Genomic DNA, 26,500 nt, shown 5'->3' on the forward strand with positions numbered 1-26,500 from the left:
GGGGTCATGCCTCGCGCGTCGGGTCCTCGCCGCGGTCCAGCGCCTTCCACAGGTCCTCCGGGCGGTCGGGATCCATGGCCTTGCGAGGGGCCTTGCGGGGGCGCGGGGTGCCGTCGCGCTCGTACCGGCCGGACATCGTGGGCCAGCGCTTGCCGTAGCGCAGGGCGAGCAGCCCGGCGAGCAGGATCAGCAGACCGCCGGCCCCGGTCACGTAGGGCCAGGCCGTGTGGCTGAGGGCGCCGATGGTGGCGGAGCTGTCGCCGGTGGTCCTGGCGGCCTGCTCGTCGAGCGCGGCGCTGTCGGAGGCGCCGAGGAAGGCGCTCAGCGCGGCGCCGAGCCCGCTGAGGGCCAGCAGTCCCGCGACGAGCAGCCGGCCGCTGCTGCGGACGGCGAAGACGGCGACGAGGGCGGCCAGGCCGACGATGGCGAGGGCGGCCGGAAGACCGGTGACGTCCTGTCCGTCGGCGCTCAGCGGCAGGGCGCCGCCGCCGACCGCGGCCCGGCCCTCGGCCCAGGTCTGCCCGGAGGCGAGCAGGACGACGGTGGCACCGGCCGCCCCGAGGAGCAGGCCGGCGGCCAGGCTTCGGCGGCTTCCCGCGCTGTCGGGCGCGGGGACGGCTTCGGCACGGGGCTGGGGTACGGGGACAGCGCTCACGTATCCCACTATCCCCTACCGCCCCGGGGTGACCGGCACACGGGGGGTGTGAGATTGGAGCCCCCGTCGCGCCCGGCGGGCGCTCAGGCGCCGCCGAGGCGGTTGGCCGTGTGCACGGCGCGCAGCACCGCCGCGGCCTTGTTCCGGCACTCGGTGTCCTCGGCGACCGGGTCGGAGTCGGCGACGACGCCCGCCCCGGCCTGGACGTATGCCGTTCCGTCGCGCAGCAGGGCGGTGCGGATGGCGATGGCGGTGTCGGAGTCCCCGGCGAAGTCGAGGTAGCCGACGCAGCCGCCGTACAGGCCGCGGCGGGTGGGTTCGAGCTCCTCGATGATCTGCATGGCGCGGGGCTTAGGGGCGCCGGAGAGGGTGCCCGCCGGGAAGCAGGCGGTGAGGACGTCGAAGGCGGTGCGGCCCTCGGCGACGCGGCCGGTGACGGTGGACACGATGTGCATCACGTGGGAGTACCGCTCGACCGACATGAAGTCGACGACCTCGACGCTGCCGGGTTCGCAGACCCGCCCCAGGTCGTTGCGGCCGAGGTCGACGAGCATCAGGTGCTCGGCGCGTTCCTTCGGGTCGGCGAGGAGTTCCTCGGCGAGGGCCTGGTCCTCCCGCGGGGTGGCGCCGCGGTGCCGGGTCCCGGCGATCGGGTGGACCATCGCGCGGCCGTCCTCGACCTTGACGAGTGCCTCGGGGCTGGAGCCGGCGACGTCGAAGCCGTCGAACCGGAAGAGGTACATGTACGGCGAGGGGTTGGTGGCGCGCAGCACCCGGTAGACGTCCAGCGCGCTCGCGGTGCACGGGGTCTCGAAGCGCTGGGAGGGGACGACCTGGAAGGCCTCGCCGGCCCTGATGCGCTCCTTCACGTCCTCGACGGCGTCCTGGTAGGCCTTGCCGCCCCACAGCGCGGTGTACGGCGGGAGTTCGGAGGGCGGCAGGACGGCGGGGGTGTTCTCGACGGGGCGGCGCAGGTCCTGCTCCATGGCGTCGAGGCGGGCCACGGCGTCGGTGTACGCCTCGTCGACGCCGGTGGCCAGGTCGTTGTCGTTGATCGCGTTGGCGATGAGCAGGACGCTGCCGGCCCAGTGGTCGAGGACGGCGAGGTCGGAGGTGAGCAGCATGGTCAGCTCGGGGAGCTTCAGGTCGTCGCCGCCGCTCTCGCCGATCCGCTCCAGCCGCCGCACGATGTCGTAGCCGAGGTAGCCGACCATGCCGCCGGTGAAGGGCGGCAGTCCGGACTCCTGCTCGTGCGGGGTGTGCAGGGTCTCGATGGTGGCGCGCAGGGCCTGGAGCGGGTCCCCGTCGACGGGGACGCCGACCGGCGGGGTGCCGGTCCAGTGGGCCCGGCCGTCCTTCGAGGTGAGCGTGGCGGCGCTGCGTACCCCGATGAAGGAGTAGCGCGACCAGGTGCGGCCGTTCTCGGCGGATTCGAGGAGGAAGGTGCCGGTGCGCTCGCCCGCGAGCTTGCGGTAGAGCCCGACCGGGGTGTCGCCGTCCGCGAGGAGCCGGCGGGTGACGGGGATGACGCGCCGGTCGACGGCCAGCTTGCGGAACGTGTCGAGATCCATGGCGGCAGACCCTACTGTCCGAGGGGGAGGACATCGGCGTCGAAACAGGTGCGGTCGCCGGTGTGGCAGGCGGCACCCGTCTGGTCGACCCGGACGAGGACGGTGTCGGCGTCGCAGTCCAGGGCGACGGACTTGACGTGCTGGACGTGTCCTGAGGTGTCGCCCTTGACCCAGTACTCCTGGCGGCTGCGCGACCAGTAGGTGCAGCGGCCGGTGGTCAGGGTGCGGTGCAGGGCCTCGTCGTCCATCCAGCCGAGCATCAGCACCTCGCCGGTGTCGTACTGCTGGGCGATGGCCGGGACCAGTCCGTCGGCGCCGCGCTTGAGGCGGGCGGCGATGGCGGGGTCGAGACCGCTGGCGGGCGGTGGGGTGCCGGGCGTGGGCGTGCTGGTCATGTGCCCATTGTGCCGTGGCGGGGAGGGCCGTCCGGGCGTGCGTCCACTGGGCGGACGCTGGACAGCGGTCGTACGCTGGCGCACATGTCGACCCATGCGAAGCGCGAACGACTTCTGCTCGCCGATCTGTTGGAGGCGGCGGGCCCGGAGGCCCCGACCCTCTGCCACGGCTGGACGGCCCGGGACCTGGCGGCCCATGTGGTGGTGCGGGAGCGCAGGCCCGACGCGGCGGCCGGGCTGCTGATCGGCCCGCTGAAGAGCCGGAGCGAGCGGATCACGAACGAATTCACCTCGAAGCCGTACGAGGAACTGGTCCAGCTCATCCGTACGGGGCCGCCGAGGATGTCTCCGTTCGGGGTGAAGCAGGTGGACGAGGCCGCCAACACCGTCGAGTTCTACGTCCACGCGGAGGACGTGCGCCGGGCCCAGCCCGACTGGTCGGCGCGGGAGCTGGACCCGGTCTTCGCCGATGTCCTGTGGTCGCGTACGGAGAAGGCGGCCCGGATGCTGGGGCGGAAGGCCCCGGTGGGGCTGGTGCTGCGCCGCCCCGACGGGCAGACCGCCGTCGCGCACAAGGGCACCCCGGTGGTGACGGTGACCGGTGAGCCGGGCGAGCTGCTGCTGTTCGCGTTCGGGCGGCAGGACGCGGCGCGGGTGGAGCTGGAGGGCGACCAGGAGGCGATCTCCCGGGTGACGACGGCGAAGCTCGGGATGTAAGCCCCGGGTCCGGCGGCGGGCCGCCGTACCGGTGCTCAGCGCGGCAGTTCCGCGCGGCGCAGCGGGGAGACCAGCAGGCCCGCCACCGCCCCCGACGCGCACAGCGAGGCGCTGGTGACGAAGACCGGGCCGGTGCCCCAGAGGGCGACGGCCGCGCCGGTGACCGGGTAGCTGAGCGGCGCGAGCGCGTGGGTGAAGAGCGTCGAGACCGAGGTGACCCGGCCCAGGTAGACCGGGTCGGCGGCGGTCTGGACGAGGGCGCCGCACAGGGCGCCACCGAGTCCGACGAAGAGCCCGATGAGGGCCGCGACACCGGCGGCGAGCGGCACGGAGGGCGTGTACGCGAGGGCGGCGATGGCGAACGCCCCGGTCAGTACGGTGACGCACATGACGAGCCCGGCCCTGGGCAGCCGTCCCCGGACCGCGAGCAGCAGGGCGGAGGCGCCCGCGCCGGTGCCGAAGGCGGCGATGATCCAGCCCATTCCGGAGGCGCCCCAGCCGCGTTCCTCGCTGAGCAGGATCAGGCCGAGGTTGAGCGGTCCCACGAAGCCCAGTTCGCTGACGGCGACGACGAGCATCAGCGGGCCCAGCAGCGGGTGGCGGCGGATGTGGCGCAGCCCGTCGACGAGTTCGCGCCAGGCGGTGGCGTCCGGTGCGGCTTCGGCCGCGTCCGCCACCGGCGGCGGGCTCATCCGTACGGCCAGCAGCAGCGGCAGCGAGACGGCGAAGAGCACACCGGCCGCGGCGAAGGCGAGGACCGGGCCGCCGAGGGCGACGGCGACGCCGCCGAGCGGGGCGCCGACGACACTGGCGGTGCGGGTGGCGAGGCCGCGCAGGCCCTGGACCCGGGCGAGCTGTCCGGGCGCGGTGATCCGGGGCGGCAGCGCGCCGACGGCGGGCAGGAAGAGGGCGTCGGCCGCGCCGAAGACCAGGGCGACGGCGATCAGCATCCACACCGTGGGCGAGGTGAGGAGCAGCGCCCCGGCCAGGCCCAGGATGACGAGGCAGCGGACGGTGTCGCTCACGACCACGACGCGGCGCGGCCCGAACCGGTCGGCGAGCACTCCCCCGCCGAGCAGCAGCAGGGCCCTGGGTATGGAGCCGACCGCGAGCACGAGGCCCGTCTGGGAGGCGCTTCCGGTGCGGGCGGCGGCCCAGGCGAGGGCCATGTAGTAGACGCTGTCGCCGATCGTCGACGCGGTGTAGGCGCTGAGCCAGCGCAGGACGTTGCCGTCGCGGTGGGCGGGGTGTTCGGGAGCCTGTTCGGCGGTAAGGGCGACGGTCACGGCGCGTGTCCTCTCGGGTGGCCGGGTCAGGTCCGGAACGGGAATCCGTACAGGTGCAGCGCGACGTTCTCCCGGTTCTCCGTGTCGCCGGCCTCGTCCCGGGCGCTGCCCTGCTCCTCGTACCGTCTGATGACCTGGTGCAGCTCGCGTTCGAGCGCGGCGAGCTCCTCGGGGTTCAGCCGGGCGAGGTACTCCGAGGCGAAGGCGCTCTTGCGCCACGGGGGCGTCCAGCTCCGGAACGCGTCCAGGAAACGGCGGTACAGCTGGATGTGCTGGTCGAACGAGAGCCGGCTGACGGCGGTGTGGGTCGCGGCCTTCTCCGGTGCGTCGCTGAAGTCCTCGTCGTGGAAGCTCAGCCCCTTCGACGCGGGCTGCCACCAGCGCTCGCGGCCGTCCCTGCCCGGTCCGTCGGCCGCTTCGATCAGGCCGTGGTCGGCGAGCTTGCGCAGGTGGTAGCTGACCAGTGAGACCTGCTCGTCGACCTGCTCCGCGAGCTGCGAGGCGGTGGCCTGCCGGGCGATGTAGAGCGCTCGGTAGAGCTTCATCCGCAGGGGGTGCCCGAACGCCTTGAGCGTGCCGAGGTCGGACACCCGGCGTGTTTCGTTGCTTGCCATGCCCCCACGGTAGATAGGAAAGAAACCTTGCGCAATATCTCTTGTGCAATAAAAGCTGCGCGATTCTCGCGACCAGGTCCCCGCACCCGCCGCCGGGGCCGGAGACCGGCTGAACAGCGCGTACGGCAGGACCGGTGGCAGTACGGAGGCGGAGGCCGCGAACGAGAGCGAGAGGGCGCTCGCCTCAGCCGGCCAGCAGGCGGCGCGCGGCCAGGGCGAGCGAGACCTCGACCGCGTCGGACGGGCGGGTCAGACAGCGGCCGGTCAACTGCTCGAAGCGGCGCAGCCGGTTCAGGACGGTGTTGCGGTGGCAGTAGAGCCGGGCCCCCGCCCGCTGGGCGGAGCCGTCGGAGTCGAGCCACGCGGTGAGCGTCTCGATGAGTACGTCGCGGTCGGCGGGGTCCAGCCGGTCCAGCGGACCCAGCACCCGGGCGGCGAGCGCCGTGCCGAGCCCGGGGGACGAGACGACCAGGGCGGCGGGCAGCTGTTCGTCGAGCAGGACGACCCCGCCGCCGGCCGGGCACGCCCGCAGCGCGGTCTCGGCGAGCCGCCGGGCGTCCCCGACGGCCGCCAGCCCGCCGACGACGGAGCTGATGCCGACCCGGGCACCGGGCGGTACGGACAACCCGGCTGCCAGGGCGGCGAGTTCGGCGTCGCCGTCGAGCGGGCCGGCCGGTGTGCCGGGCTGCGTTCCGGCCTCGGCCGGTCCGGAGGCGTCAGCGAGCGGTGCGCTGGGCTCCGCCGTCGCGCCCGGGGCCAGCGGCAGGATCGCGAACTCCGCGTCCGGGCCCGGGTGCCAGAGCGCCTCCGTGCCCGTGGGCAGCGCCATCGGCGGGTGCGTGGTGCCGTGCGGGGCGCGGCGGGCGGCGGCGACCGCGAGCACCGCGTACCTGCCGTGCTCCGGCAGCCCCAGCATCGCCGCGGCGTCCGGCAGTTCGGCGATCCGGGCGGTGCCGTCCAGCAGGGCGGCCGTCATCAGGCGCTGCCGGTTCTCCCGGCGCCAGGCCAGCCGGCGTTCCGTCTGCCGGTAGGCGTCGGCGACGACGCCGCAGTGCTCGTCCACGAAGTTCCAGACGTCCGCCGCGACATGGACCAGCAGCCGGACGTCGTCGGGGTGCCGGCGCGCGGTCTCGTCCACGAGGCCCTGCCAGACCATCGCGCCGCCCATCCGGAAGGCGTGCAGGACCGCGTCGAGCGGCAGGCCCTGTTCGGCGCGGATCTCCCCGATCCGCCGGGAGGTGCGGTGGGCGGCGTCCCGGAACTCCCGGGGCTGGATGAGCGATCCGACGTTGTGCCGCAGCGAGTGGTGCACCTCCTGCCAGATCTCCACCGCGTCCGCCTCGATCGCGGAGCGGTAGGCGGGTTCCTGCTCCCGCAGCGCCTCGACGAGCCGGTCCGTCAGCTCCGGCAGCGCCTCGATCAGCACCCGGGCGGCCCGGTGCAGTACAGCGACGGCTTCGCGGTCGGCCAGCGAACGGAAGCGGCGCGGCACCGGCGCGACGGGGGGCGGCCCGTGCAGCGCCCTGACCCGTGAACGTACGACCTGCGGCATGGCGGCCTCCACCGGGATTCGGCCGGCTCCGGGAAACGGCCGGCTCCGGGTCGCCCAGCCCGGCGTTGGGCATGAGCACACCGAACGATCCTGACGCCCGCAGAATGGCATACCGCCCAGTCGGTACCTAGGGGTCTGCGGCGTACTTCTCATCACGGTCCTGCAACCTCCCGGCTCCGGGACCCCGGCCCGGCCCTCCGCGTCACCCCCTCCGGCGGCCGAGCATCCCGGCCAGCTCGGTCCTGGAGCGCACGCCCAGCGCGGCGAACACATTGCGCAGATGGTGGTCGACGGTCCGCGTGCTCACCGAGAGCCGCAGCGCCACCTCGCGGTTGGTGGCGCCCTCCGCGACGCACCGGGCGATCCGCTGCTGCTGCGGGGTCAGCGCGGAGAGCGGGTCCGCTCCCCCGGCGGCTGAGCCCTCCACCGCTTCGCCCGCGGCCCGCAGTTCGCCGCCCGCCCGGTCCGCCCAGGCCCGCGCGCCGCACCGTTCGAAGCCGACCAGGGCGTCCCGCAGCGGGCCCCTGGCCTCCCGGGTACGGCGGCGCCTGCGCAGCCACGCCCCGTACAGCAGCTGGGTGCGGGCGCGTTCGAAGTCGCCGCCCGTGCGGTCGTGGTGGACGAGCGCCTCCTCGTACCGTCCCGCCGCCTCGGCGGGCGGCGCCAGCAGGGCCCGGCAGCGGGCCAGTTGGGCGGGGGTGGCGGGGTCGGTGGTGTACGTGACCCAGACGGCGAACTCCGCGACGGCGTCCGCGACCGGGTCCGCTCCCCCGCCGGCGCGGTGAACGGCGCGCCCGGCCAGGACCGACGCCTCGACGAAGCACGGCACGGCGAGCATCCGGGCCGCGAAGTGCCCGCGCCGCGGGCCGGGCCCGACCAGGGGGCCGAGCCGCGCCGCCGCCGCACCGGAGCGTCCGGCGGCCAGGTCCGCACGGGCGAGGGCCCAGGTGGCGAGGGTCGCGGCCTGAACGAGGCCGTGCGGTCCGGCACCCGCGAGGGCGGCGTCCGCGTGCGCGGCGCAGGACCGCGTCCCGCCTTCCACGGAGGCGGCCAGCGCGAGCACGGCGTGCAGATGGGCGGCGGTGTTGGGCTGTCCGGTACGGCGGGCGGCGTGCAGGCCGTCCAGGGCGTGGGCGCGGGCCCGCGCATGGCGCCCGGCGCGGAGTTCGGCGTACGCCAGGTGCTCCAGGGCCTGCGGCAGCAGGGAGTCCGGACCGGTCGCGCGTACGGCGGCCAGCGCCCTGGCCCCGGACCGGCACGCGGCGTCGATGTCGCCGAGCACCAGCGCCGCCACTGCGCCGCGCAGCATCCCGGCGGGGTCCCGTGCCCGGCCGGCGGAGTCGAGGCAGTGGCGCAGCAGGGCGTGGCCCTCGGCGGTCCGGCCGCTCAGCATCGCGCACATGCCGTCGCGGTACTGCGCGAGGGCCCGGTCGGGCACGGGGACGGCGATCCGGGTCATCGCGTCGAGGTAGCCGAGGGCGTCGCCCGTCGCCCAAGCGGCCTCCGCGGCGCCGAGGAGCGCGTCGAGGGCGCGGCGCGGATCGTGCGGGGCGAGCAGCGACGCGGCGGTGAGCAGTTCCTCGCGGGCGTCGGCGGCCGGCCCGTCCCGCAGGGCGAGCAGCCCGCGCACGCGGTGCGCGGCGCCGTGCGGGGGCCGTCCGCCGACCCTGGCCAGCAGCGCGCGGGCCCGCCCGGCGTCGCCCGCGAGCCGGGTGTGCTCGGCGGCCGCGGCGAACCGGTCGGCCCGCAGCGCCTCGTCGGTGGAGAGCATCGCGGCGCGGGCGAGTGCGGCGGCCCGCTCGGCGTGCGGTCGCGGTGGCACGGCCGCGGCCTCCAGCGCGTCGGCGAGCGCGGCGTCGGGGCCGGCGGCCGCACCGGCCCGCTGGACGAGCGCCGCGAGCGCGGGCGGTCCGGGCGCCGTGGGGGCTCCGCCGGACCGGACCCGGCCGCGCGGACCGGTGGTGCCCGTCGTCAGGAGGGTGGCGAGCAGCCCGTGCACCGCGCGGCGGCGGTGCGGGGTGGCACGGTGCAGGACCGCCCGGCGCAGCAGCGGGTGGCTGAAGTGGACGCGGTTGCCCGCCCGTTGGAGCGCGCCCGCGGTCCCGGCGGGGGTGTGGAGCGCGCGGTCGAGCGCGGCGGGGCCGAGACCGGCCGAGGTGGCGGCGCGCAGCAGCAGGGCGGCGTCGGCGCCCGCGCCCTCCGGCTCGTGCTCCTCCGCGGCGGCCGCGAGCAGCAGGAGGGTGCGGGTGTCAGGGGGGAGGCCGTCGAGGCGTGCGGCGTGGGCGTCCAGGACGTCCTCTGCGCCGGGCAGCGGGGAGGGCAGTGCGGTCCGTCCGGCGAGCTGGTCGGGGGTGAGCCGGCCGGCGAGTCCGGTGAGCAGTCGCGGGTTGCCGGCCGCCTCCCGCAGCAGTTCGCCGCGGACCACCGGGTCGGCCCGGTCCGCGGCGCCCGTGGCATCGGTGAGCCGGTCCAGGAGCGCGGCCGACGCGTCGTCGTCGAGCGGGCCGAGCCGGAGTACGGGCAGCCCCGCGAATCCCGCGCCGTCCCCGGCGCCGAGCAGCACCGCGGCCCGGCTGCCCGCGCCGAGCCTGCGGGCCGCGAAGCCGAGTGCGGCGCGTGAGTCGGCGTCCCAGAGGTGCGCGTCGTCCACGCACACCAACAGCGGCCGTTCCGCGCCGAGTTGCCGCAGCAGGGCGAGGAGGGCCGCCGGTGCGATGCCGTCGCGCAGCACTTGGTCGGGCGGCAGCGGGAGCGGGCCGGGCGCGGAGCAGAGCAGGGCGTGCAGCCCGCTGTGGGGCAGCCGCTGTTCGGCGGGGGCCGCGGTGGCGGTCAGGACGGGGCCGGTACGGCGCTCGCGGTGTGCGGCGACGGCACTGTCCAGGAGGGCGGTGCGGCCGATGCCGGGCAGTGCGGTCAGCACCAGCGCACCGCCGTCGCCGTCGCGCAGCCGGGCCGACAGCGTGTCCAGCAGGGCGAGTTCACCGCTGCGGCCGTACAGCCGGAGGGGACTGTGCACGGTCGTCATGGGGGTCACCACCGGCACGTTACTTCCGCGTGAACAAGCCCGGAAGGTGTGCGTCCGCCTCCGGCCGGTCGCGGGGCACTCTCCCAAGGCGGGCCGCGATCGGCTGTGCGCGCACACAGCCGGGGCGCGGGAAGGGGCCGGAGCGCGGTGGGCGCGGTCCGGCCCCTCACACCCCGTCAGTTTCAGGAGGTGTGCGGGCAGTTGCCCCGGGACTCGGCGACCGTCAGGCTCACCGCCGGCAGCGGGCAGAGGAACTGCTCGTACCGGGTGTCATTGTCGACGAAGCGCTTCAGCCACGAGATGCTGTACTTCGCGATCGTGGTGTTGGAGGAGTTCGGGGTGAAGTGCGTGGCCCCGCGCAGCTCCACGTACGCCTTGTCCAGGTTGCTCGGGAGCGACTGGTAGAACGGCTCGGAGTGGGTGGCGACGGGGGCGATCGTGTCGCCGTCGGCGCCGAAGATCAGGGTGGGGGTGCGGACCTCGGGCCAGGTGGTGTCGAGGTTCCAGCCGGTCAGCGGGATCGCCGCCTTGAGCGAGGTGCGGCTCTTCGCGGCCTCCAGGGTGCCGCCGCCGCCCATGGAGTGGCCCATCACGCCGAGCCGGGTGGTGTCGATCCGGCTGCGCACCGAGCTGCTCTTCGTCAGGTAGTCGAGCGCGGCCAGGAGCTGGCGTCCCCGGCTGTCGGGCTGGTCGAGTGTGGTGTTGGTGTCGATGGTGAAGACGACGAAGCCCTGCGAGGCGAGCCGCGGTCCGAGCCAGGCGATGCTGGACTGGTAGGCGGTGAAGCCGGGCGCGATGGCGACCGCGCCGAAGGTGCCGTCCGCGGTCGACGTCGGGTAGTAGACCGTGCCGCCGCCGAAGCCGCTGACGCTCAGCGAGGAGACGCTGGTCTGCGTGACCGCGTACGCGCCGCGGCTCGCCTCGATACTCGCGTTGCTCGGGGCCGGGCCGCGCTCGTAGGGGTTGTCGGCGGCCTGGGCGCCCGGCACCAGCGCGGTGCACAGACCCGCGGTGGCGACGGCGGCGGCCAGCAGGCCCTTGACGAGGCGGGAGCGGCTCCTGGAGATCCGGTGGCGCGGGGCGATGTCGCCGGAGGGGAGGTGCTGCTGCACGAGGGGGGTCCTCTCGGTCGTGGCGGGAGCCACGCCGGGCAGGGTCCGAGGGCCCGTCGTCACCTGGGGCCTTCGGGGTGCACCGCGTGGGGACCGCCGTGTTTCTCTGGCGGTCCCCACTTTCGCGGTGCACCCCGGTCGCACACATCGGCAACTTCACCGGTCTTCGCGGCCGGTGGTGCCTGCCCGCGCTCAGCGGACCGGGTGGCCGGCCTCCCGGAGGGCGCCCTTGACCTCGGAGATCCGCAGATCGCCGAAGTGGAAGACGGACGCGGCGAGGACCGCGTCGGCTCCCGCGCCGACAGCGGGCGCGAAGTCCGCGAGCCGCCCCGCGCCGCCGGAGGCGATGACGGGGACGGTCACGTGCTTGCGGACGGCCTCGATCATCTCGGTGTCGTAGCCGTCCTTCGTGCCGTCGGCGTCCATCGAGTTGAGCAGGATCTCGCCCGCGCCGAGGCCGGCGGCCCGGTGTGCCCATTCGACCGCGTCGATGCCGGTGCCCTTGCGGCCGCCGTGCGTGGTGACCTCGAAGGTGCCGGCGGGGGTGCGCCGGGCGTCCACGGAGAGCACCAGGACCTGGCCGCCGAAGCGTTCGGCGATCTCCCGGATGAGCTCCGGGCGGGCGATGGCCGCGGTGTTGACGCCGACCTTGTCCGCGCCGGCCCGCAGCAGCTTGTCGACGTCGTCGGTGGTGCGGACACCGCCGCCGACGGTGAGCGGGATGAAGACCTGCTCGGCGGTGCGGCGCACCACGTCGTAGGTCGTCTCGCGGTCGCCGCTGGACGCGGTGATGTCGAGGAAGGTCAGCTCGTCGGCGCCCTCGGCGTCGTACAGCTTCGCCATCTCCACGGGGTCACCGGCGTCGCGCAGGTTCTGGAAGTTGACGCCCTTGACGACGCGGCCGTTGTCCACGTCGAGGCAGGGGATGACCCGTACGGCGAGCGTCATCGGGCACCTGCCCGGAAGGCCTCGATCTCGATCTCGACGACCAGGCTCGGGTCGACGAGGCCGGACACGATGATCATGGAGGCGGCGGGGCGCACGTCGTCGAACAGCTCCTTGTGGGCACGGCCGACGTCGTCGACGTCCCGGGCGTGTGTGAGGTACATCCGGGTACGGACGACGTCCTCGCGGCCCAGGCCCACCTGCCCGAGCGCCGCGAAGGCGACCTCGAAGGAGGTGATGGCCTGCTCGTACGGGCCGCCGGCGGAGATCTCCCCGCCCGCCACCGAGGTGCACCCGGCCACCAGCACCAGGCCGCCCGGCAGCTCGACCGCGCGGGAGTAGCCGAACTTCTCCTCCCAGGGGGCGCCGGAGGAGATCCGGTTGACGGAGTCGGTCATGCGGCGACCGTCTTCAGGGCCTCTTCCAGCGTGAACGCCTTCGCGTACAGCGCCTTGCCGACGATCGCACCCTCGACGCCTTCGGGGACGAGCAGAGAGATCGCCCGCAGATCGTCGAGGGAGGAGACTCCGCCCGAGGCGACGACGGGGCGGTCGGTGGCCGCGCAGACGTCCCTCAGCAGGCCCAGGTTGGGGCCCTGGAGCGTGCCGTCCTTGGCGATGTCGGTGACGACGTAGCGGGCGCAGCCCTCGGAGTCGAGGCGGGCGAGCGTCTCGTAGAGGTCGCCGCCGTCGCGGGTCCAGCCTCGGCCGCGCAGCGTGGTGCCGCGGACGTCGAGGCCGACCGCGATCTGGTCGCCGTGCTCGGCGATGACCTTGGCGACCCACTCGGGGGTCTCCAGGGCGGCGGTGCCGAGGTTGACCCGGCGGCAGCCGGTGGCGAGGGCGGCGGCGAGCGAGGCGTCGTCGCGGATGCCGCCGGAGAGCTCGACCTTGATGTCCATGGCGCCGGCCACCTCGGCGATGAGCGCGCGGTTGTCGCCGGTGCCGAAGGCGGCGTCCAGGTCGACGAGGTGCAGCCACTCGGCGCCGGAGCGCTGCCAGGCGAGTGCGGCCTCCAGCGGGGAGCCGTAGGAGGTCTCGGAGCCGGACTCGCCGTGCACCAGGCGGACCGCCTGGCCGTCGCGGACGTCTACGGCGGGGAGCAGTTCAAGCTTCGGCATTACAGCGTCTCGATCCAGTTGGTCAGCAGCTGGGCGCCGGCGTCGCCGGACTTCTCGGGGTGGAACTGGGTGGCCCACAGCGCGCCGTTCTCCACGGCCGCCACGAACCGTTCGCCGTGCGTGGCCCAGGTGACCCTGGGAGCACGGATCTTCGCGTTGGTGACTTCGAGGGACCAGTCGTGCGCCGCGTACGAGTGCACGAAGTAGTACCTGGCCTCGGGGTCGAGTCCGGCGAACAGCCGGGAGTCCTCGGGGGCCTCGACGGTGTTCCATCCCATGTGCGGGACGACGTCGGCCTTGAGCGGGCCGACGGTGCCAGGCCACTCGTCGAGTCCCTCGGTCTCCACGCCGTGCTCGATGCCGCGCTCGAAGAGGATCTGCATGCCGACGCAGATGCCCATGACGGGGCGACCGCCGGAGAGCCTGCGGCCGATGATCCATTCCCCACGGGCCTTCTTCAGGCCCTCCATGCAGGCGGAGAACGCGCCGACGCCGGGCACCAGCAGCCCGTCGGCGTTCATCGCCGTGTCGAAGTCGCGGGTGATCTCGACATCGGCGCCGACCCGGGCGAGGGCGCGCTCGGCGGAGCGGATGTTGCCGAAGCCGTAGTCGAAGACGACGACCTTCTTCTTCTTGCTGTCCACGCCCGCCCCTAGTCCCAGAGTCCCTGGATCCGCATGACGCCTGCGACCAGGCACATCACGGAGCCGATGCCGAGCAGCACGATGACGCCCTTGGGCATGCCCTGCTTCGAGAAGGAGTAGACCCCGCCGGCCAGGAAGAGGCCGACCAGGATCAGGATGGTGTTGAGGCCGGTCACAGCGCGCCCTTCGTGGAGGGGAGGATGCCGGCCGCGCGCCCGTCGTGCTCGCTGGCGTAGCGCAGGGCGCGTGCGAGCGCCTTGAACTGGCACTCCACGATGTGGTGGGCGTTGCGCCCGTACGGGACGTGGACGTGCAGGGCGATCTGCGCCTGGGCGACGAACGACTCCAGGATGTGCCGGGTCATCGTCGTGTCGTACTCGCCGATCATCGGCGCCATGTTCTCGGGCTCGGTGTGCACCAGGTACGGGCGGCCGGAGAGGTCGACGGTGACCTGGGCGAGCGACTCGTCGAGCGGGACGGTGCAGTTGCCGAAGCGGTAGATGCCGACCTTGTCGCCGAGGGCCTGCCTGAAGGCGGCGCCGAGGGCGAGGGCGGTGTCCTCGATGGTGTGGTGCGAGTCGATGTGCAGGTCGCCGTCGGTCTTGACCGTGAGGTCGAAGAGTCCGTGGCGGCCGAGCTGGTCGAGCATGTGGTCGTAGAAGCCGACCCCGGTCGCGACATCGACCTTGCCGGTGCCGTCGAGGTTGATCTCGACGAGCACGGAGGTTTCCTTGGTGGTCCGCTCCACTCTTCCTACGCGGGCCTCGCGAGTCATGCGTCGTGCTCCTTCTTCAGTTCGCGTACCGCATCGAGGAACGCGTCGTTCTCTGCCGGGGTCCCTGCGGAGACCCGCAGCCATCCCGGTACGCCGTTGTCCCGGACCAGGACGCCCCGGTCGAGGATGTGCTGCCAGGCCGTGTGGCTGTCGGCGAAGCGGCCGAACTGGACGAAGTTGGCGTCCGAGTCGGTGACGTCGAAGCCGAGGGCGCGCAGCTCGGTGACGATACGGTCGCGTTCGCCCTTGAGCTGGGCGACGTATCCGAGGAGCGTATCGGTGTGCTCCAGGGCGGCGAGCGCGGTGGCCTGGGTGACGGAGGACAGGTGGTACGGGAGCCGCACCAGCTGGACCGCGTCCACGACGGCGGGGTCGGCGGCGAGGTAGCCGAGCCGCAGTCCGGCGGCGCCGAACGCCTTCGACATGGTGCGTGAGAGCACCAGGTGGGGGCGGCCCCCGATCAGCGGGAGCAGCGAGGCGTGGTGGCTGAACTCGCCGTACGCCTCGTCGACGACGACCATCGACGGCTTGGCCGCCTGCGCGGCGTCGTGCAGCGCGAGGACGGTGTCCGCGTCGACGGCGGTGCCGGTGGGGTTGTTGGGCGAGGTGATGAAGACGACGTCGGGGCGCTCCCGCGCGATGACGGCGCGGGCCGCGTCGACGTCGATGGTGAAGTCCTCGTTGCGCGGGCCGGAGATCCAGCTCGTTCCGGTGCCGCGGGCGATGAGGGCGTGCATCGAGTAGGAGGGCTCGAAGCCGATCGCGGTGCGGCCGGGGCCGCCGAAGGTCTGCAGCAGTTGCTGGAGCACCTCGTTGGAGCCGTTGGCCGCCCAGACGTTGGCGTGGCCCACCTGGTGCCCGGCGGTGCGGGTGAGGTAGCGGGCCAGCTCGGTGCGGAGCTCGACGGCGTCGCGGTCGGGGTAGCGGTTGAGGTCGCGGGCGGCCTCGCGGACCCGTTCGGCGATCCGGTCGACCAGTGCTCCGGGGAGCGGGTAGGGGTTCTCGTTGGTGTTCAGCCGGACCGGTACGTCGAGCTGGGGCGCGCCGTACGGGGACTGGCCGCGCAGTTCGTCCCGGATCGGGAGGTCGTCGATGCGGGACGGCTCGGGGACACGGGCCGGCGTGGTGCTGTCGTTCGTCACTGCTGCGGAACCTTCCAGCCGAACCTGGCCTTCAGCGCGGCGCCGTGGGCGGGGAGGTCCTCCGCCTCGGCGAGGGTCACGACGTGGTGGGTGACCTCGGCGAGCGCGTCGCGGGTGTAGTCGACGATGTGGATGCCGCGCAGGAAGGACTGCACGGACAGGCCGGAGGAGTGGCAGGCGCAGCCGCCGGTGGGCAGCACGTGGTTGGAGCCGGCGCAGTAGTCACCGAGCGAGACCGGGGACCAGGGGCCGACGAAGACCGCCCCGGCGTTACGGACCCGGTCCGCGACGGCGGCGGCGTCCGCGGTCTGGATCTCCAGGTGCTCCGCGGCGTACGCGTCGACGACCTTGAGACCGTCCTCCAGGTCGTTGACCAGGACGATCGCGGACTGCCGGCCGGCCAGCGCGGGCTCGATCCGGTCGGTGACGTGCTTGGTCGCGTCGACCTGCGGCCTCAGCTCGGCCTCGGTGGCGGCGGCGAGCTCCTCGGAGTCGGTCACCAGCACCGCGGCGGCCATCGGGTCGTGCTCGGCCTGGCTGATCAGGTCGGCGGCGACGTGCACCGGGTCGGCGGTGGAGTCGGCGAGGATCGCGATCTCGGTGGGCCCGGCCTCGGCGTCGATGCCGATGCGGCCCTTGAGGAGACGCTTGGCGGCGGCGACGTAGATGTTGCCGGGGCCGGTGACGAGGTTGACCGGCAGGCAGTCCTCGGTGCCGTACGCGAACATCGCGACGGCCTGGGCGCCGCCGGCCGCGTACACCTCGTCGACGCCCAGCAGGGCGCAGGCCGCCAGGATCGTCGGGTGCGGCAGTCCGCCGAACTCCTTCTGCGGCGGGGAGGAGACGGCGATGCCCTCGACGCCCGCCTCCTGGGCGGGGACGACGTTCATCACGACGGACGACGGGTACACCGAGCGCCCGCCCGGCACGTACAGCCCGACGCGCTCGACCGGCACCCACTTCTCGGTGACGGTGCCGCCGGGCACGACCTGGGTGGTGTGCGTGGTGCGGCGCTGCTCGCGGTGGACGAGCCGGGCGCGGCGGATCGACTCCTCCAGGGCGGCGCGCACGGCGGGATCAAGCCGCTCTAGCGCCTCGGTGACCGCGCCGGCCGGTACCCGGATCGAGCCGATCCGCACACCGTCGAATTTCTCCCCCCAGTCGATCACTGCCGCCGAGCCACGATGGCGTACGTCCTCGCAGATGGGGCGCACCGTCTCCAGGGCGGCTTCCACGTCGAACTCGGCACGGGGCAGCAGGTCGCGCAGGGCGCCGCCCTCGGGGAGGGCATCGCCGCGCAGATCGATTCGAGAGATCACACCGCAATTCTCTCAGACCGCCACAGGCGCCCGGACGCCCGTATCACTGGCTGATACATGCCGTCGCTGTCACGGCTGACTATTAGCGTTCATACGGTCACTCAGAGGGAATAACGGGATTACCGACCGACCCCACTTGTGCCGGTCGGTCCAAGGCTCCGAGTGGAAGGGGCATCGGTGACCGAACCGCACGACGGCGATTTCCCGGACGGCCTCAGCGCGGCCGAGCTGGGCATGTGGCAGTCCTTCAGGAACGGGTCCACCTACGATCTGCGCTCCCGTGACGCGGCACTCAACGATCCGTTCGCCCCGCTCGCGTGGGGCCTGGAGCGCACTGTGGACGCCCGGGTCGTCGCCCGGCTGCTGCTGAGCGGCCCGAAGGCCAGGCCCGGCCGGGTGGCCGCGCTGAAGCTCCGGGGCTTACGCGTCACGGGGAAGCTGGATCTCGCGGGCGGGCGGGTGGATCCGTACGTGGAGCTGACCGGCTGCCGCTTCGAGGAGGAGGTGGTGCTGCCCGAGTGCCACTTCACGACCTTGCGGATGGTCGGGTGCGCGATCCCGCGGCTGGAGGCGGCCCGGCTGCGCACCGAGGGCGATCTGCATCTGCCGCGCTGCCGGGTCGAGCGGGGCATCCGCCTCACGGACGCGCACATCGGCACGGATCTGCTGCTCAACCAGATCGACATCGGCCCCGACCGGCAGGGCCGGGCGTTCATCGGCGACGGGCTCACGGTCGCCCAGGACCTCCAGGCCGAGATGATCGAGCTGCTCGGCGAGCTGAGCCTGCGCGGCGCGAAGGTCGGCGGTTCGCTGAGCCTGCGCGGCAGCAGGCTCCGGGCCACGCAGGGGCTCCGCGCACTGAACGCCCCGCAGCTGAGCGTGGAGCGGACGCTGTACATGAGCGAGGCGTGGGTCAGCGTGGACACCGGCAACCAGGGCAACACGCCCCCGTACGGCATCGTCACGTCCCCGACGCCCGCGCACGGCACCCGGGCGCAGGTCTTCCGGTGCCGGGGCGGGGTGCGGCTGGACGACGGGCGGTTCGGTGACGCGGTCGACCTGCACAAGGCCGTCTTCGTCCTCGTCGGCCACGAGGAGCTGTCGCTGCGCCGGATAGTGGCTCCGGAACTGAGGTTCAACCCGGAGCGCCCGGCCCAGGGCCGGGTGGTGCTGAACGGCGCGAGGATCGTCACACTGATCGACGTGTCGACCAGCTGGCCGGGTCCCGGCGGTCTGGCGATGGGCGGGTTCGTGTACGAGAACCTCGTCCCGTACGGGCACTTCCCGCTCTCCCGGCGTCTGGAGTGGGTGGCCGCGGCGACCCCCGAGTATGTGCCGGAGCCGTACGAGCGGCTCGCCGCCGTACTCCGGAGCAGCGGCGAGGACGCGGACGCCCGCGAGGTGCTGCTCGCCAAGCAGCGGCGGCGCCGCGAGACCCTGCCGCCCGCCGCGAAGCTCTGGGGCTTCCTCCAGGACTGGACGGTGGCGTACGGCTACCGGCCGGGGCGGGCCGCGGTGTGGATGGCGGTGCTGTGGGCGGCGGGCGCGGTGGCCTTCTCGCAGTACCGGCCGGCGGCGATCAAGGGGAGCGAGCACCCGGAGTGGAACCCCTCGCTGTACGCGCTGGATCTGCTGGTGCCGGTGATCAACCTCGGCCAGGACGGCTACTGGCTCATGGAGGGCGGCTGGCAGTGGGTGGCGGCCGCCCTGATCCTGCTGGGTTGGATACTGGCCACCACCGTCGCGGCCGGCGCCTCACGGCTGCTGCGCCGCAGCTGACCGCGGAGCCGGCCCGGCAGCAACGGACCAAGGGACCTCCACCCGCCTCACGAACGGGTGGAGCGGCCGCCGAACGCCCACCCGCCGCGCCGGGCACACCACTCGACCGCTCCCCCTGGAACAACAGGAACAGGCCAGATTCCGCACTTTCCTTTACTTTTTCTTGACCGCTCCGAGTACAACCCCTTCACTCGGCACCAAAGTTTCACAGCGCCCCTCTGGCGCCGCCCCGACCAGCGCTTTTCAATGGTCTGCACCATGCCTTTCCTCCGCGCTCTGCTCCGTACCGCGCGCATGATCCGGCACACCCCGGAGCTGTCGGCCGGGTTGCCCGCGGACCATGCGGTGATGCTCGACGCCCCCGACGAGAGACTGTCGCCCGCGCTGGTCGCCGCCGCGCTCGGGGAGTACGAGCCGGCCGCGAAGCTGCTGGCCACCACCAGGGACGCGGCCGAGTGGGAGAGCCGGGACCGCTATCTGAAGCGGATCGTGGCCTTCGCCCGCAGCCGGGACGGCTGGCTGGGCGACTGGCTGGCCGCCGCCCCGCACGACCCCGACGCGCTGCTCGTCAAGGCCCAGCTCGCCGTGTTGCGCGCCTGGGAGTCGCCCGCCCGCGCGGAGCAGCTGCGCGACGTGGGGCCGATGATCACGGCCGCGGCGGAGTGCGATCCGCGCGATCCGGTGCCCTGGCGCCTCGCGCTCGACCACGCCCGCGGCACCCGTGCGACGCACACCACGTTCGAGACACTGTGGGAGCAGGCCGTACAGCGCTCCACGCACCACTACGGCTGCCATGTCGCCGCCCTCCAGTACCTCTCCGCCGCCTGGTACGGCTCGCACCGCGAGTGCTTCGACTTCGCGGAGCGGGCCGCGGAGGACTCGCTGCCCAGTTCCCTGGTGCAGGCGCTGCCGCTGCGGGCGGCCTTCGCCGTGCTGGCCGAGGGGCCGGACACACGGACCACCTCGGTGCAGGTGGAACGGATCGACCGGGCGGCGGATCTGGCGATCTCCCTCTCCGTCTCCTTCGAGCCGGGTGACCCGTGGCCGGCCGAGGTCCGCAATCTGCTCGCGTACGTGCTGGTCGCACGGGGCCGCTGGGACGAGGCACTGGAACAGTTCCGGCAGATCGGGCCCCACGCCGCCTCGTTCCCGTGGTCCTCGGTGTCCGAGGACCCGCTCGGCAGGTTCCTCGACACACGCGACGGCACCCGGCTCCAGGTGGCGTCTGTGACGCCCTTGCGACACCGGGCCGACCGGGGACGGACCCGCGGCCATTACGCTTGACCGTTGTGACCACCGCTCGCCTGCCTCTGTTCCCGCTGAACGCGGTGCTGTTCCCCGGCCTCGTGCTGCCGCTGAACGTCTTCGAGGAGCGGTATCGCGCCATGATGCGCGAACTGCTGAAGACCGATGAGGACGAACCGCGCCGCTTCGCCGTGGTCGCCATCCGCGACGGCCGCGAGACCGCCCCGACGGCTGCCGGAATGCCGGACCCGGGGCGCGTTCCCGTCGAGCGCGGCCCGGCGGACGGCTTCGGCCCCGATCCCCTCCAGACGTTCCACCGGGTGGGCTGTATCGCCGACGCGGCGAAGATCCGGGAGCGGTCGGACGGCAGCTTCGAGGTCCTCGCGACCGGCACCACCCGGGTCCGGCTGCTCTCGGTGGACGCGAGCGGCCCCTGTCTGACGGCCGAGCTCGAAGAGCTGGAGGAGGAGCCGGGCGAGGACGCCGGTGCGCTCGCCGAGGGCGTCCTGCGGGCCTTCCGCAGCTACCAGAAGCGGCTGGCGGGCGCGAGCGAGCGTTCCCTCACCACCGGTGCGGAGCTGCCCGACGACCCGTCCGTCGTCTCGTACCTGGTCGCCGCCGCGGCCGTGCTGGACATCCCCGCCAAGCAGCGCCTGCTCCAGGCCCCGGACACCGCGACCCGGCTCCGCGAGGAGCTGAAGCTGCTGCGTTCCGAGACGGCCGTCATCCGGCATCTGCCGTCGTTGCCCGCGGTGGAGCTGACCCGAGCCCCGACCCACCCCAACTGAGCGACCGGAGGGCCACTCCCCCGTGGCGAAGAAGCCGAAGAAGCAGCACCAGCCCGGCGGCACCCCGGCCACGGTCGCGCTGACCGCCGCCGGCACGGACTTCACGCTGCACGCCTACGAGCACGACCCGGCGTCGGCCTCCTACGGCGAGGAGGCGGCCGAGGCACTGGGCGTCTCCCCCGACCGGGTGTTCAAGACCCTGGTCGCCGACGTGGACGGCCGGCTGACCGTCGCGGTCGTCCCGGTCGCCGGCTCACTGGACCTGAAGGCCCTCGCGTCGGCGGTCGGCGGCAAGCGGGCGGCCATGGCGGACCCGGCGGCGGCGGAACGGACCACGGGCTACGTCCTGGGCGGCATCTCCCCCCTGGGCCAGCGCAAGCGGCTGCCCACGGTGCTGGACGCGTCGGCACGGGACCACGGCACGGTCTGCGTCTCGGCGGGCCGCCGCGGTCTGGAGGTCGAGCTGTCCCCGGCGGATCTGGCGTCCCTGACGGGGGCGGTGTTCGCGGCGATCGGCCGGGGCTGAGGACAGCCCCGTCACTCTGGCCGGCGCACCTCGCCCCGTGCGTGCGGGCCCGCTGTGCGTCAGGACGCCGTGGACGAGCCCGTGTCATCTGAACCGTCGTCGATGCTCCACATGCCGAGGAAAGCGCCGAAGGTGCCGGCCACTTCGTCGGGGTCGTCGTCCGGGGTATCGGGAAGGTAGACGCCGTCATCGGTGAAGGACGATTCGCCCCGGTGCCAGATCGACCCGAGCCTCGGCTCGGTCACCTTGATGAGGATCGCGCCGGTGGTCAGCCGCATGATCGGCAGATAGTCCATCGGCAGGTCGCCCCGGTCGGAGTGCGCGACGAGCAGCTCCGTATGCGTGTTTCCGCCGGTCCGGTAACCGTAGAGGTCCTCATCGATGCCGTAGTCGTACCCCGCCAGGACGGGTTCGGTGAAGGTCCCGCCTTCGCGGTCGAACGGAAACTCGGCGCCGTTGGTGCGGGCCAGCCATGCCCGGTACTCGTCCGGGAGCGGGAAGCCGAGCTGTGATTCGAGCTCGCGCAGGGCTTCCTCGGAGAGGGATCCCCGGGGGGTCGGTTCGACGAACATCAGTTCTCCAGTCGGCGTGGCGCTACGCGCGCAGGTCGGCCGGCAGTCCGGGCGGCGTACGGCAGGAAATCCGGGAAGCCCATGAGCCCGACGTACACGCCGTCCGGGTACTCGCGGCTGCGTGAGGTGCGCACGAAGTCCACGATTCCACCCGCGAACTCGGAGGCCGGTGAGCCGCCGGTCCCGGTATCCGATGCGGTCATCCGTCGCTCATCTCCTTGGCCCTGCGCGGAAAGCAGGCTCAACTCTCCCACGCGGACGGCCGGTTCGAATGTCGCGAGGCCGATACGGGGCCGGCCTGCGGCTGCGGCTGCACGGGCGCGACCGCGGATACGGCCCGCGCCCCCGCACCCGCCGCTACGACCCCGACGACGGAGCAGGCGGCTCGGGCGACGACGGACCGGACGGCGCGGGGCCGGAGGACGGCTCGGACCCGGACGACGGCACAGGGCCGTCCGCGGGACCGTCCGCAGGCGCGGACGACGGCGCGGGACCGTACACCGGCGCCTGCCCCGGCGCGTGGTAGACGCCCCACTCCGGCTCCGGATCCCGCGGCCCGAACATCGCCGTCAAGCCAAGATGCACGGCCATCGCCGCCAGCGACCACGCCAGCAGCGCCCCCTTGGCGTGGAGTTCGAGCGGCGCGTCGAAGATCACGCCCTTGCCGACCTCACGGGCGTGGGCGACCACGTCGCCGGTCGGCCCCAGCCGGGTCCCCAGCTGCCACGCGAGTACCGAGCCGAGCACCCCGCCCACCGCGAGCCCCACCACGAGCGCGACTCCGCCCCGCCGGTGGAACCAGAAGACCAGCGCCGCGGAGACCGCTCCGAAGGCCAGCGCGAGCAGCGCGAACGTGCCGTCGGCCCCGATCGCCTCCTCGCCCTCGCTGTCGCTCAGGAAGACGGCCGTGTTGTCGGAGACCAGCGGCACCCGGGGAGCCAGCCACAGCCACAGCAGCCCGAGCCCGACACCGGCGACCGTCACCACCGCACCGACGACGGCGGCCCGGCGCAGGTCGGCACGGAGATCCTTCTCCTCCGGTGACTCCAGCAGGGTCCCGGGACGGGAGCCGCCGGGGCCGCCCCCGTTCGGCGGCGTCTGCCACGGGTCGTGGGGCGAGGGCTGGTGCGGCGGCGTCAGAGGTGCTGTCACCGTGCCATCGTGCCAGGCGTCCCTGTGTCGCGCCTCACCGGACCGCTGCCCTGCGGTACGCCCAGGTCGCCACGGCCAGCGAGAGCACACCCACGACGGCGCAGACAGCCAGGTCCAGGGCGACGACGGCCCAGTCCGGGTGGGCGTCGAAGGAGCGGGCGAGCGCCTCGACCCCGTACGTGGAGGGCAGCAGGTCGCGCGCCCAGCCGATCGGCTCCGGCAGCCGGTCCGCCGGAAGCACGCCCAGCAGCAGCGCCGCGGACATGCCGAGCTGGCCCAGCAGCGTGGCCAGCTCCTGCCGGGGCGCGAGCAGCCCGAGCGCGGCGCCGAGTCCGGAGAGGGCCGCGCCGGAGAGCGGGATGACGGCGACGAGCACCCACAGGTGGGTCATCGGCAGCCCGAAGAGCACGCTGCCCGCCACCGCCGTGACGATCGTGCCGGGCACGGTGAAGGAGGCGTACGCCCCGGCCGCCCCGAGCACCACGGCGGCGGGCGGCACCGGCAGGGTCGCGTAGTGGTCGAGCCCCCCGCCGGCCCGGAGCTGCCCGAAGTACTGGGCCAGCAGGTTCAGCGCGACGAAGGCGACGACCAGGACGCTGGACCCGGCGACGACGGCCCGCGCCTCGGAACCGCCGTCGACGACCCCGCGCATCAGGACCATGATCCCGACGGACTGGAAGGTCGCCACGAAGAGCAGCGGGATGCGGGCGACCCTGGCCCGGGAGAGCTGGGCCCGGTAGACCGCCGCGAGCGAGGGGAACAGCCGGGCCCTCGGGGCGAGCTCCGCGGCCTCGGTGCTCCGGCCGTCGGCGAAACCGTCCAGGCCGTCCCTGCCGGACCTGCCGTACCTGCCCGGCGGCTCGGAGTGTGCCGGTCGCCCGGTCTGCCCGGACACCGCCTCCGCGGGAACGATGCTCGTCACCTGGCGCTGCTCCTGTTCGGTCCCTGCCCGGCCGCACGCCCGCGCCGGTACGCTCCGGCCACGCCGCTCGGCGCACACGTCGCGGTCATGCCTTCACCAGCCCCATGGTCGCGCCCCCGCCGAGCGCCAGATACACGTCCTCCAGGCTGGGCGTCGCCAGGGTGAAGTCGTCGAGCGCGGCGAAGGCCGCGCCACCGGTCACCGCGGCGACCGCCGCACGCGCCTCGTCGGGCCCGAGCCGCAGCACCCAGCGGCGCCCGGACTCCTGCGCGGACGCCCGCAGCGCCGCGACCTCGGGCACGTCCAGCGGTGCCCGCTCGCGCCACACCAGCTCCACCCTGACCTCGCCCGCCACCTGCTCCTTGAGCCCGGCCGGGGTGTCGCAGGCGATGACCTTGCCGCGGTCGATGACGGCGACCCGGTCCAGGACGGTCTCGGCCTCGATGACGTTGTGGGTGACCAGCAGCACCGTCGCGCCGCGCTCGGCACGCCGCCGGTCGACGGCGGCCCAGACGGCGCGCCGGGCGACGGGGTCCATCCCGGTCGTCGGCTCGTCGAGGACGAGCACCGGACGCTCCCCGACCAGCGCGGCCGCGACACAGGCGAGCCGCCGCTGCCCGCCGGAGAGTTTCTTCAGGGGGCGGCCGGCGATCTCGCCGAGGCCGAGTTCGTCGAGTACCGCGTCACGCTCGGCGCGGGCCTCCCGCACCGGCAGGCCGCGCAGCCGCCCGGTGGTCTCCGCGGCGAGCGCCACCGTCAGCTCGTCGAGTGCGGTGGATTCCTGGCCGAGGTAGCCGATCAGCCGGGAGGCCCGTTCGGGGTGGCGCACGAGGTCGTGGCCGAGCATGTCGACGCTGCCGGAATCGGGCCGCATCAGCCCCGTGAGCTGCCGTACGAGGGTGGACTTGCCGGCGCCGTTGGGGCCGAGCAGTCCGAAGATCTCGCCGCGCCCGATGTCCAGGCTGATGCCGTCGGTGGCGCGTACCTCGGGGGTGGCGGGTGTACCGCGCCGGCCCCGGGCCGCGGGATAGGTCTTGACCAGGTCACGCACCGCGCACACGGTGCCGTTCGCCGTCTGCGCCTGTGCTGTGCCCGTACTCACGAGGTACGAGACTACGGGGTGCGGGCGGCCCCATGACGCCGGGGGCTTTCCGGAGCCGCAGCCGGTGCCGCATCTCCTCGCGCGGCGTCACCACGGTCGGGCGGTCAGGCCGGCCGGAGGTCCACCGGCCGTATCCGCACCCGGGCCGCAGCACCCACGCGGCACCGCCCCGCCGAATGAGCCGGACAGGGGCGGCCTCAGTCCCCGGACTGCACCGGTTTCTCCGTCCGCCCCACCGGGGGAGCGGGCTTGTCGGGCAGTGGCGGCGTGTGCTCCGCTGCTGCCCGTACATCGATCTCGCGCCAGAACCCCGCCCGGATCGCGTACCGGTCGTGCTCGTCGATCTGGTCGTCCTTGTGGGCGAGCAGGCCGAACCGGGCGGCGTACCGCAGCAGCTCGCCGTCGATGCGGTGCGGGACGCGCGGGTACATGGTGGACAGCTTCTGGAGGTGGACGGTCTCCGGCAGGCGTTCCATCCAGCGGCGGGCGAAGACCTGCCCCACCTCGAACGGGTCGCCGCCCACCGTGGTGATGTCCTCCTCGCGGTCCGCCCAGCGCTGCTCGGCGCTGGTGATCTGGGCCAGTGTCGGGAGGGACGCGGTTTCCGGGGGCTCGCCGAGGGGCCCGCCGCGCTCCACCCAGCCCCGGTCGGAGGACCAGCGGAGGGTGGCGTTGGCGGGCGGTGGGGCGGGGTGCTGGGCGGGCTGGGCGCCGGGGCCGCGCAGGGTGCCGGCGAGGTCCTTCGGGGTGGGGACGCCGCGGCCCGGGTGGCTGTGCGGGGTGTGGGCGGAGGAGTCGTCGGACGGCTCGGCCGCGCCGTCGCGGGCGGCCTCGGCCTGGGCCTGGGAGCCCCGCTCGGCGGAGGCCGCGAGGGCCGCCTCGGGCAGCGGGGCGGAGAGGATCGCGGCGATCTCGGAATTCCGCGCGGCGGGCTGCGGTGCGCACGGGCCGGCGGTCTCCTTGGCGCGGACGGCGCGGGTGATCCAGGCCCGGTCCAGCACCCGCCGCTCGTCGGCCTCGGCGACGAGGTCCTCGGACTGGTTGTAGTCGCCGTCGGCGGCCTGGACCGCCCAGAGGTGGACGGCGACGCCGTGTTCCTTGGCGGACATCAGTCCGGGCAGCAGATCTCCGTCCCCGGTCACCAGGACCACGTCGGAGCAGGCCCGGTTCCGCGCGAGCTCGGTGAGCTCGGCGTGCATCGCCGCGTCGACACCCTTCTGCGCCCACCGCCCGTCACTGCGAGTGAGGGCACCCAGGCGCACCGTCACCCGCGGCATGACGCGCAGTCTGCGGTGCTCGGGCTGCGGTACGCGGTCGGGGGCCCCGTCGAACCAGTAGATCCGCAGCAGCGGCTGTTCCGTATCGGCCTCCGCCCGCTCTCTGAGCCCCTGGATCAGGGCCGCGTGGTCGACGGTGATGCGGGAACGGGCGGGCTCTCCGGCCAGCAGGCTCGCGGCTGCGCCCAGCAGGTAGCCGGCGTCCACCAGGACGACGCAACGGTCCACGCGTTCCACCCTCTTCCAGGAATTCGGGAACGGGTTC

General features: G+C 73.8%; 27 protein-coding genes. 5 read left to right on the top strand and 22 right to left on the bottom strand.

All coding sequences use genetic code 11. The features are described from left to right. Positions 1-4: 4 nt before the first annotated feature. The 3 genes from ACIO3R_RS05035 to hisI all read right to left on the bottom strand — a co-directional run bounded on the left by ACIO3R_RS05035 (position 5) and on the right by hisI (position 2,621). Entirely contained in the window at positions 5-664 is a 660-nt protein-coding gene (locus tag ACIO3R_RS05035; RefSeq protein ID WP_385039947.1) for a TIGR02234 family membrane protein, read from the bottom strand. Positions 665-738: 74 nt separating this feature from the next. Continuing rightward, positions 739-2,226, bottom strand: a complete 1,488-nt coding sequence (locus tag ACIO3R_RS05040) for an anthranilate synthase component I (protein WP_402103411.1) — start codon at positions 2,224-2,226, stop codon at positions 739-741. Between the two features lie 11 nt (positions 2,227-2,237). Continuing rightward, entirely contained in the window at positions 2,238-2,621 is a 384-nt protein-coding gene (gene hisI, locus ACIO3R_RS05045; RefSeq protein WP_385039941.1) for a phosphoribosyl-AMP cyclohydrolase, read from the bottom strand. A gap of 84 nt (positions 2,622-2,705) precedes the next feature. Between hisI and ACIO3R_RS05050 the strand changes: the two genes are divergently transcribed. After that, positions 2,706-3,338: a TIGR03085 family metal-binding protein gene (locus ACIO3R_RS05050; protein WP_385039938.1), complete on the top strand. Its 633-nt coding sequence runs from the start codon at positions 2,706-2,708 to the stop codon at positions 3,336-3,338. Between the two features lie 35 nt (positions 3,339-3,373). Here ACIO3R_RS05050 and ACIO3R_RS05055 read toward each other — a convergent pair whose 3' ends face one another. The 13 genes from ACIO3R_RS05055 to hisD all read right to left on the bottom strand — a co-directional run bounded on the left by ACIO3R_RS05055 (position 3,374) and on the right by hisD (position 16,872). After that, entirely contained in the window at positions 3,374-4,624 is a 1,251-nt protein-coding gene (locus ACIO3R_RS05055) for an MFS transporter (RefSeq protein ID WP_402103415.1), read from the bottom strand. 26 nt (positions 4,625-4,650) lie between these two features. Next, complete coding sequence (locus ACIO3R_RS05060) at positions 4,651-5,238, bottom strand: ArsR/SmtB family transcription factor (RefSeq protein ID WP_385039932.1); 588 nt, start codon at positions 5,236-5,238, stop codon at positions 4,651-4,653. A 184-nt stretch (positions 5,239-5,422) separates the two neighbouring features. Further along, positions 5,423-6,790 carry a helix-turn-helix domain-containing protein gene (locus ACIO3R_RS05065; protein ID WP_402103419.1) on the bottom strand — a complete coding sequence of 456 codons (1,368 nt, stop codon included), beginning with the start codon at positions 6,788-6,790 and terminating at the stop codon, positions 5,423-5,425. Between the two features lie 202 nt (positions 6,791-6,992). Continuing rightward, positions 6,993-9,806 (bottom strand): LuxR C-terminal-related transcriptional regulator, encoded by a 2,814-nt coding sequence (locus tag ACIO3R_RS05070; protein WP_402104208.1) that lies wholly within the window; start codon positions 9,804-9,806, stop codon positions 6,993-6,995. A gap of 191 nt (positions 9,807-9,997) precedes the next feature. Continuing rightward, positions 9,998-10,927, bottom strand: coding sequence for an alpha/beta hydrolase family protein (locus tag ACIO3R_RS05075; protein WP_402103423.1), 930 nt, complete (start codon positions 10,925-10,927; stop codon positions 9,998-10,000). 192 nt (positions 10,928-11,119) lie between these two features. Next, the gene (gene hisF / locus ACIO3R_RS05080; RefSeq protein WP_402103426.1) at positions 11,120-11,875 is read right to left on the bottom strand and encodes an imidazole glycerol phosphate synthase subunit HisF; all 756 of its coding nucleotides are present in this window, start codon (positions 11,873-11,875) and stop codon (positions 11,120-11,122) included. Then, on the bottom strand, positions 11,872-12,270 hold the full coding sequence (locus tag ACIO3R_RS05085; RefSeq protein WP_385034488.1) for a RidA family protein: 399 nt from the start codon (positions 12,268-12,270) through the stop codon (positions 11,872-11,874). Before ACIO3R_RS05085 ends, hisF begins: the two co-directional genes overlap by 4 nt. Further along, positions 12,267-12,992 (bottom strand): bifunctional 1-(5-phosphoribosyl)-5-((5-phosphoribosylamino)methylideneamino)imidazole-4-carboxamide isomerase/phosphoribosylanthranilate isomerase PriA, encoded by a 726-nt coding sequence (priA, locus tag ACIO3R_RS05090; RefSeq protein WP_385034486.1) that lies wholly within the window; start codon positions 12,990-12,992, stop codon positions 12,267-12,269. The genes ACIO3R_RS05085 and priA overlap by 4 nt, the downstream gene beginning before the upstream one ends. Further along, positions 12,992-13,636 (bottom strand): imidazole glycerol phosphate synthase subunit HisH, encoded by a 645-nt coding sequence (hisH, locus tag ACIO3R_RS05095; RefSeq protein WP_402103431.1) that lies wholly within the window; start codon positions 13,634-13,636, stop codon positions 12,992-12,994. The genes priA and hisH overlap by 1 nt, the downstream gene beginning before the upstream one ends. A gap of 8 nt (positions 13,637-13,644) precedes the next feature. Next, complete coding sequence (locus tag ACIO3R_RS05100; protein ID WP_164494307.1) at positions 13,645-13,812, bottom strand: hypothetical protein; 168 nt, start codon at positions 13,810-13,812, stop codon at positions 13,645-13,647. Continuing rightward, positions 13,809-14,411: an imidazoleglycerol-phosphate dehydratase HisB gene (gene hisB, locus ACIO3R_RS05105; protein WP_363021405.1), complete on the bottom strand. Its 603-nt coding sequence runs from the start codon at positions 14,409-14,411 to the stop codon at positions 13,809-13,811. The genes ACIO3R_RS05100 and hisB overlap by 4 nt, the downstream gene beginning before the upstream one ends. Next, entirely contained in the window at positions 14,408-15,553 is a 1,146-nt protein-coding gene (locus ACIO3R_RS05110; protein WP_402103435.1) for a histidinol-phosphate transaminase, read from the bottom strand. The genes hisB and ACIO3R_RS05110 overlap by 4 nt, the downstream gene beginning before the upstream one ends. Further along, positions 15,550-16,872, bottom strand: a complete 1,323-nt coding sequence (hisD, locus tag ACIO3R_RS05115) for a histidinol dehydrogenase (RefSeq protein ID WP_385034481.1) — start codon at positions 16,870-16,872, stop codon at positions 15,550-15,552. Before hisD ends, ACIO3R_RS05110 begins: the two co-directional genes overlap by 4 nt. Before the next feature lie 177 nt (positions 16,873-17,049). On the opposite strand from hisD, the gene ACIO3R_RS05120 reads away from it, so the two are divergent. From ACIO3R_RS05120 to ybaK, 4 genes are all read left to right on the top strand, one after another. Beyond that, positions 17,050-18,651, top strand: coding sequence for an oxidoreductase (locus tag ACIO3R_RS05120; protein WP_402103442.1), 1,602 nt, complete (start codon positions 17,050-17,052; stop codon positions 18,649-18,651). Between the two features lie 246 nt (positions 18,652-18,897). After that, positions 18,898-19,935: a hypothetical protein gene (locus ACIO3R_RS05125; protein WP_385034479.1), complete on the top strand. Its 1,038-nt coding sequence runs from the start codon at positions 18,898-18,900 to the stop codon at positions 19,933-19,935. A 5-nt stretch (positions 19,936-19,940) separates the two neighbouring features. After that, on the top strand, positions 19,941-20,684 hold the full coding sequence (locus ACIO3R_RS05130) for an LON peptidase substrate-binding domain-containing protein (protein WP_385034477.1): 744 nt from the start codon (positions 19,941-19,943) through the stop codon (positions 20,682-20,684). A gap of 22 nt (positions 20,685-20,706) precedes the next feature. Then, entirely contained in the window at positions 20,707-21,210 is a 504-nt protein-coding gene (gene ybaK, locus ACIO3R_RS05135) for a Cys-tRNA(Pro) deacylase (protein ID WP_385034475.1), read from the top strand. A 59-nt stretch (positions 21,211-21,269) separates the two neighbouring features. On the opposite strand, the gene ACIO3R_RS05140 is transcribed toward ybaK, so the two are convergent. The 6 genes from ACIO3R_RS05140 to ACIO3R_RS05165 form a co-directional block, all read right to left on the bottom strand. Continuing rightward, positions 21,270-21,782 carry an SMI1/KNR4 family protein gene (locus ACIO3R_RS05140; protein WP_402103445.1) on the bottom strand — a complete coding sequence of 171 codons (513 nt, stop codon included), beginning with the start codon at positions 21,780-21,782 and terminating at the stop codon, positions 21,270-21,272. Then, complete coding sequence (locus ACIO3R_RS05145; RefSeq protein WP_385034471.1) at positions 21,782-21,985, bottom strand: hypothetical protein; 204 nt, start codon at positions 21,983-21,985, stop codon at positions 21,782-21,784. The genes ACIO3R_RS05140 and ACIO3R_RS05145 overlap by 1 nt, the downstream gene beginning before the upstream one ends. Positions 21,986-22,139: 154 nt before the next feature. Beyond that, on the bottom strand, positions 22,140-22,934 hold the full coding sequence (locus ACIO3R_RS05150) for an ABC transporter permease (protein ID WP_402103447.1): 795 nt from the start codon (positions 22,932-22,934) through the stop codon (positions 22,140-22,142). A 34-nt stretch (positions 22,935-22,968) separates the two neighbouring features. Beyond that, a complete protein-coding gene (locus tag ACIO3R_RS05155; protein ID WP_385034496.1) occupies positions 22,969-23,757 on the bottom strand; it encodes an ABC transporter permease in 789 nt (262 codons plus the stop codon). A 184-nt stretch (positions 23,758-23,941) separates the two neighbouring features. Continuing rightward, positions 23,942-24,916, bottom strand: a complete 975-nt coding sequence (locus ACIO3R_RS05160; protein ID WP_402104211.1) for an ABC transporter ATP-binding protein — start codon at positions 24,914-24,916, stop codon at positions 23,942-23,944. A 239-nt stretch (positions 24,917-25,155) separates the two neighbouring features. Next, complete coding sequence (locus ACIO3R_RS05165) at positions 25,156-26,472, bottom strand: NYN domain-containing protein (protein WP_402103450.1); 1,317 nt, start codon at positions 26,470-26,472, stop codon at positions 25,156-25,158. Positions 26,473-26,500 lie beyond the last annotated feature (28 nt).

This window comes from Streptomyces sp. NPDC087428 (genome assembly GCF_044744085.1).
GTDB lineage: Bacteria > Actinomycetota > Actinomycetes > Streptomycetales > Streptomycetaceae > Streptomyces.

Coding starts and splice junctions, on each gene's coding strand:
- ACIO3R_RS05040 (WP_402103411.1), bottom strand. CDS start 2,226: ATGGATCTCGACACGTTCCGCAAGCTGGCCGTCGACCGGCGCGTCATC.
- hisI (WP_385039941.1), bottom strand. CDS start 2,621: ATGACCAGCACGCCCACGCCCGGCACCCCACCGCCCGCCAGCGGTCTC.
- ACIO3R_RS05050 (WP_385039938.1), top strand. CDS start 2,706: ATGTCGACCCATGCGAAGCGCGAACGACTTCTGCTCGCCGATCTGTTG.
- ACIO3R_RS05060 (WP_385039932.1), bottom strand. CDS start 5,238: ATGGCAAGCAACGAAACACGCCGGGTGTCCGACCTCGGCACGCTCAAG.
- ACIO3R_RS05065 (WP_402103419.1), bottom strand. CDS start 6,790: ATGCCGCAGGTCGTACGTTCACGGGTCAGGGCGCTGCACGGGCCGCCC.
- hisF (WP_402103426.1), bottom strand. CDS start 11,875: ATGACGCTCGCCGTACGGGTCATCCCCTGCCTCGACGTGGACAACGGC.
- ACIO3R_RS05085 (WP_385034488.1), bottom strand. CDS start 12,270: ATGACCGACTCCGTCAACCGGATCTCCTCCGGCGCCCCCTGGGAGGAG.
- priA (WP_385034486.1), bottom strand. CDS start 12,992: ATGCCGAAGCTTGAACTGCTCCCCGCCGTAGACGTCCGCGACGGCCAG.
- hisB (WP_363021405.1), bottom strand. CDS start 14,411: ATGACTCGCGAGGCCCGCGTAGGAAGAGTGGAGCGGACCACCAAGGAA.
- ACIO3R_RS05125 (WP_385034479.1), top strand. CDS start 18,898: ATGGTCTGCACCATGCCTTTCCTCCGCGCTCTGCTCCGTACCGCGCGC.
- ACIO3R_RS05140 (WP_402103445.1), bottom strand. CDS start 21,782: ATGTTCGTCGAACCGACCCCCCGGGGATCCCTCTCCGAGGAAGCCCTG.
- ACIO3R_RS05145 (WP_385034471.1), bottom strand. CDS start 21,985: ATGACCGCATCGGATACCGGGACCGGCGGCTCACCGGCCTCCGAGTTC.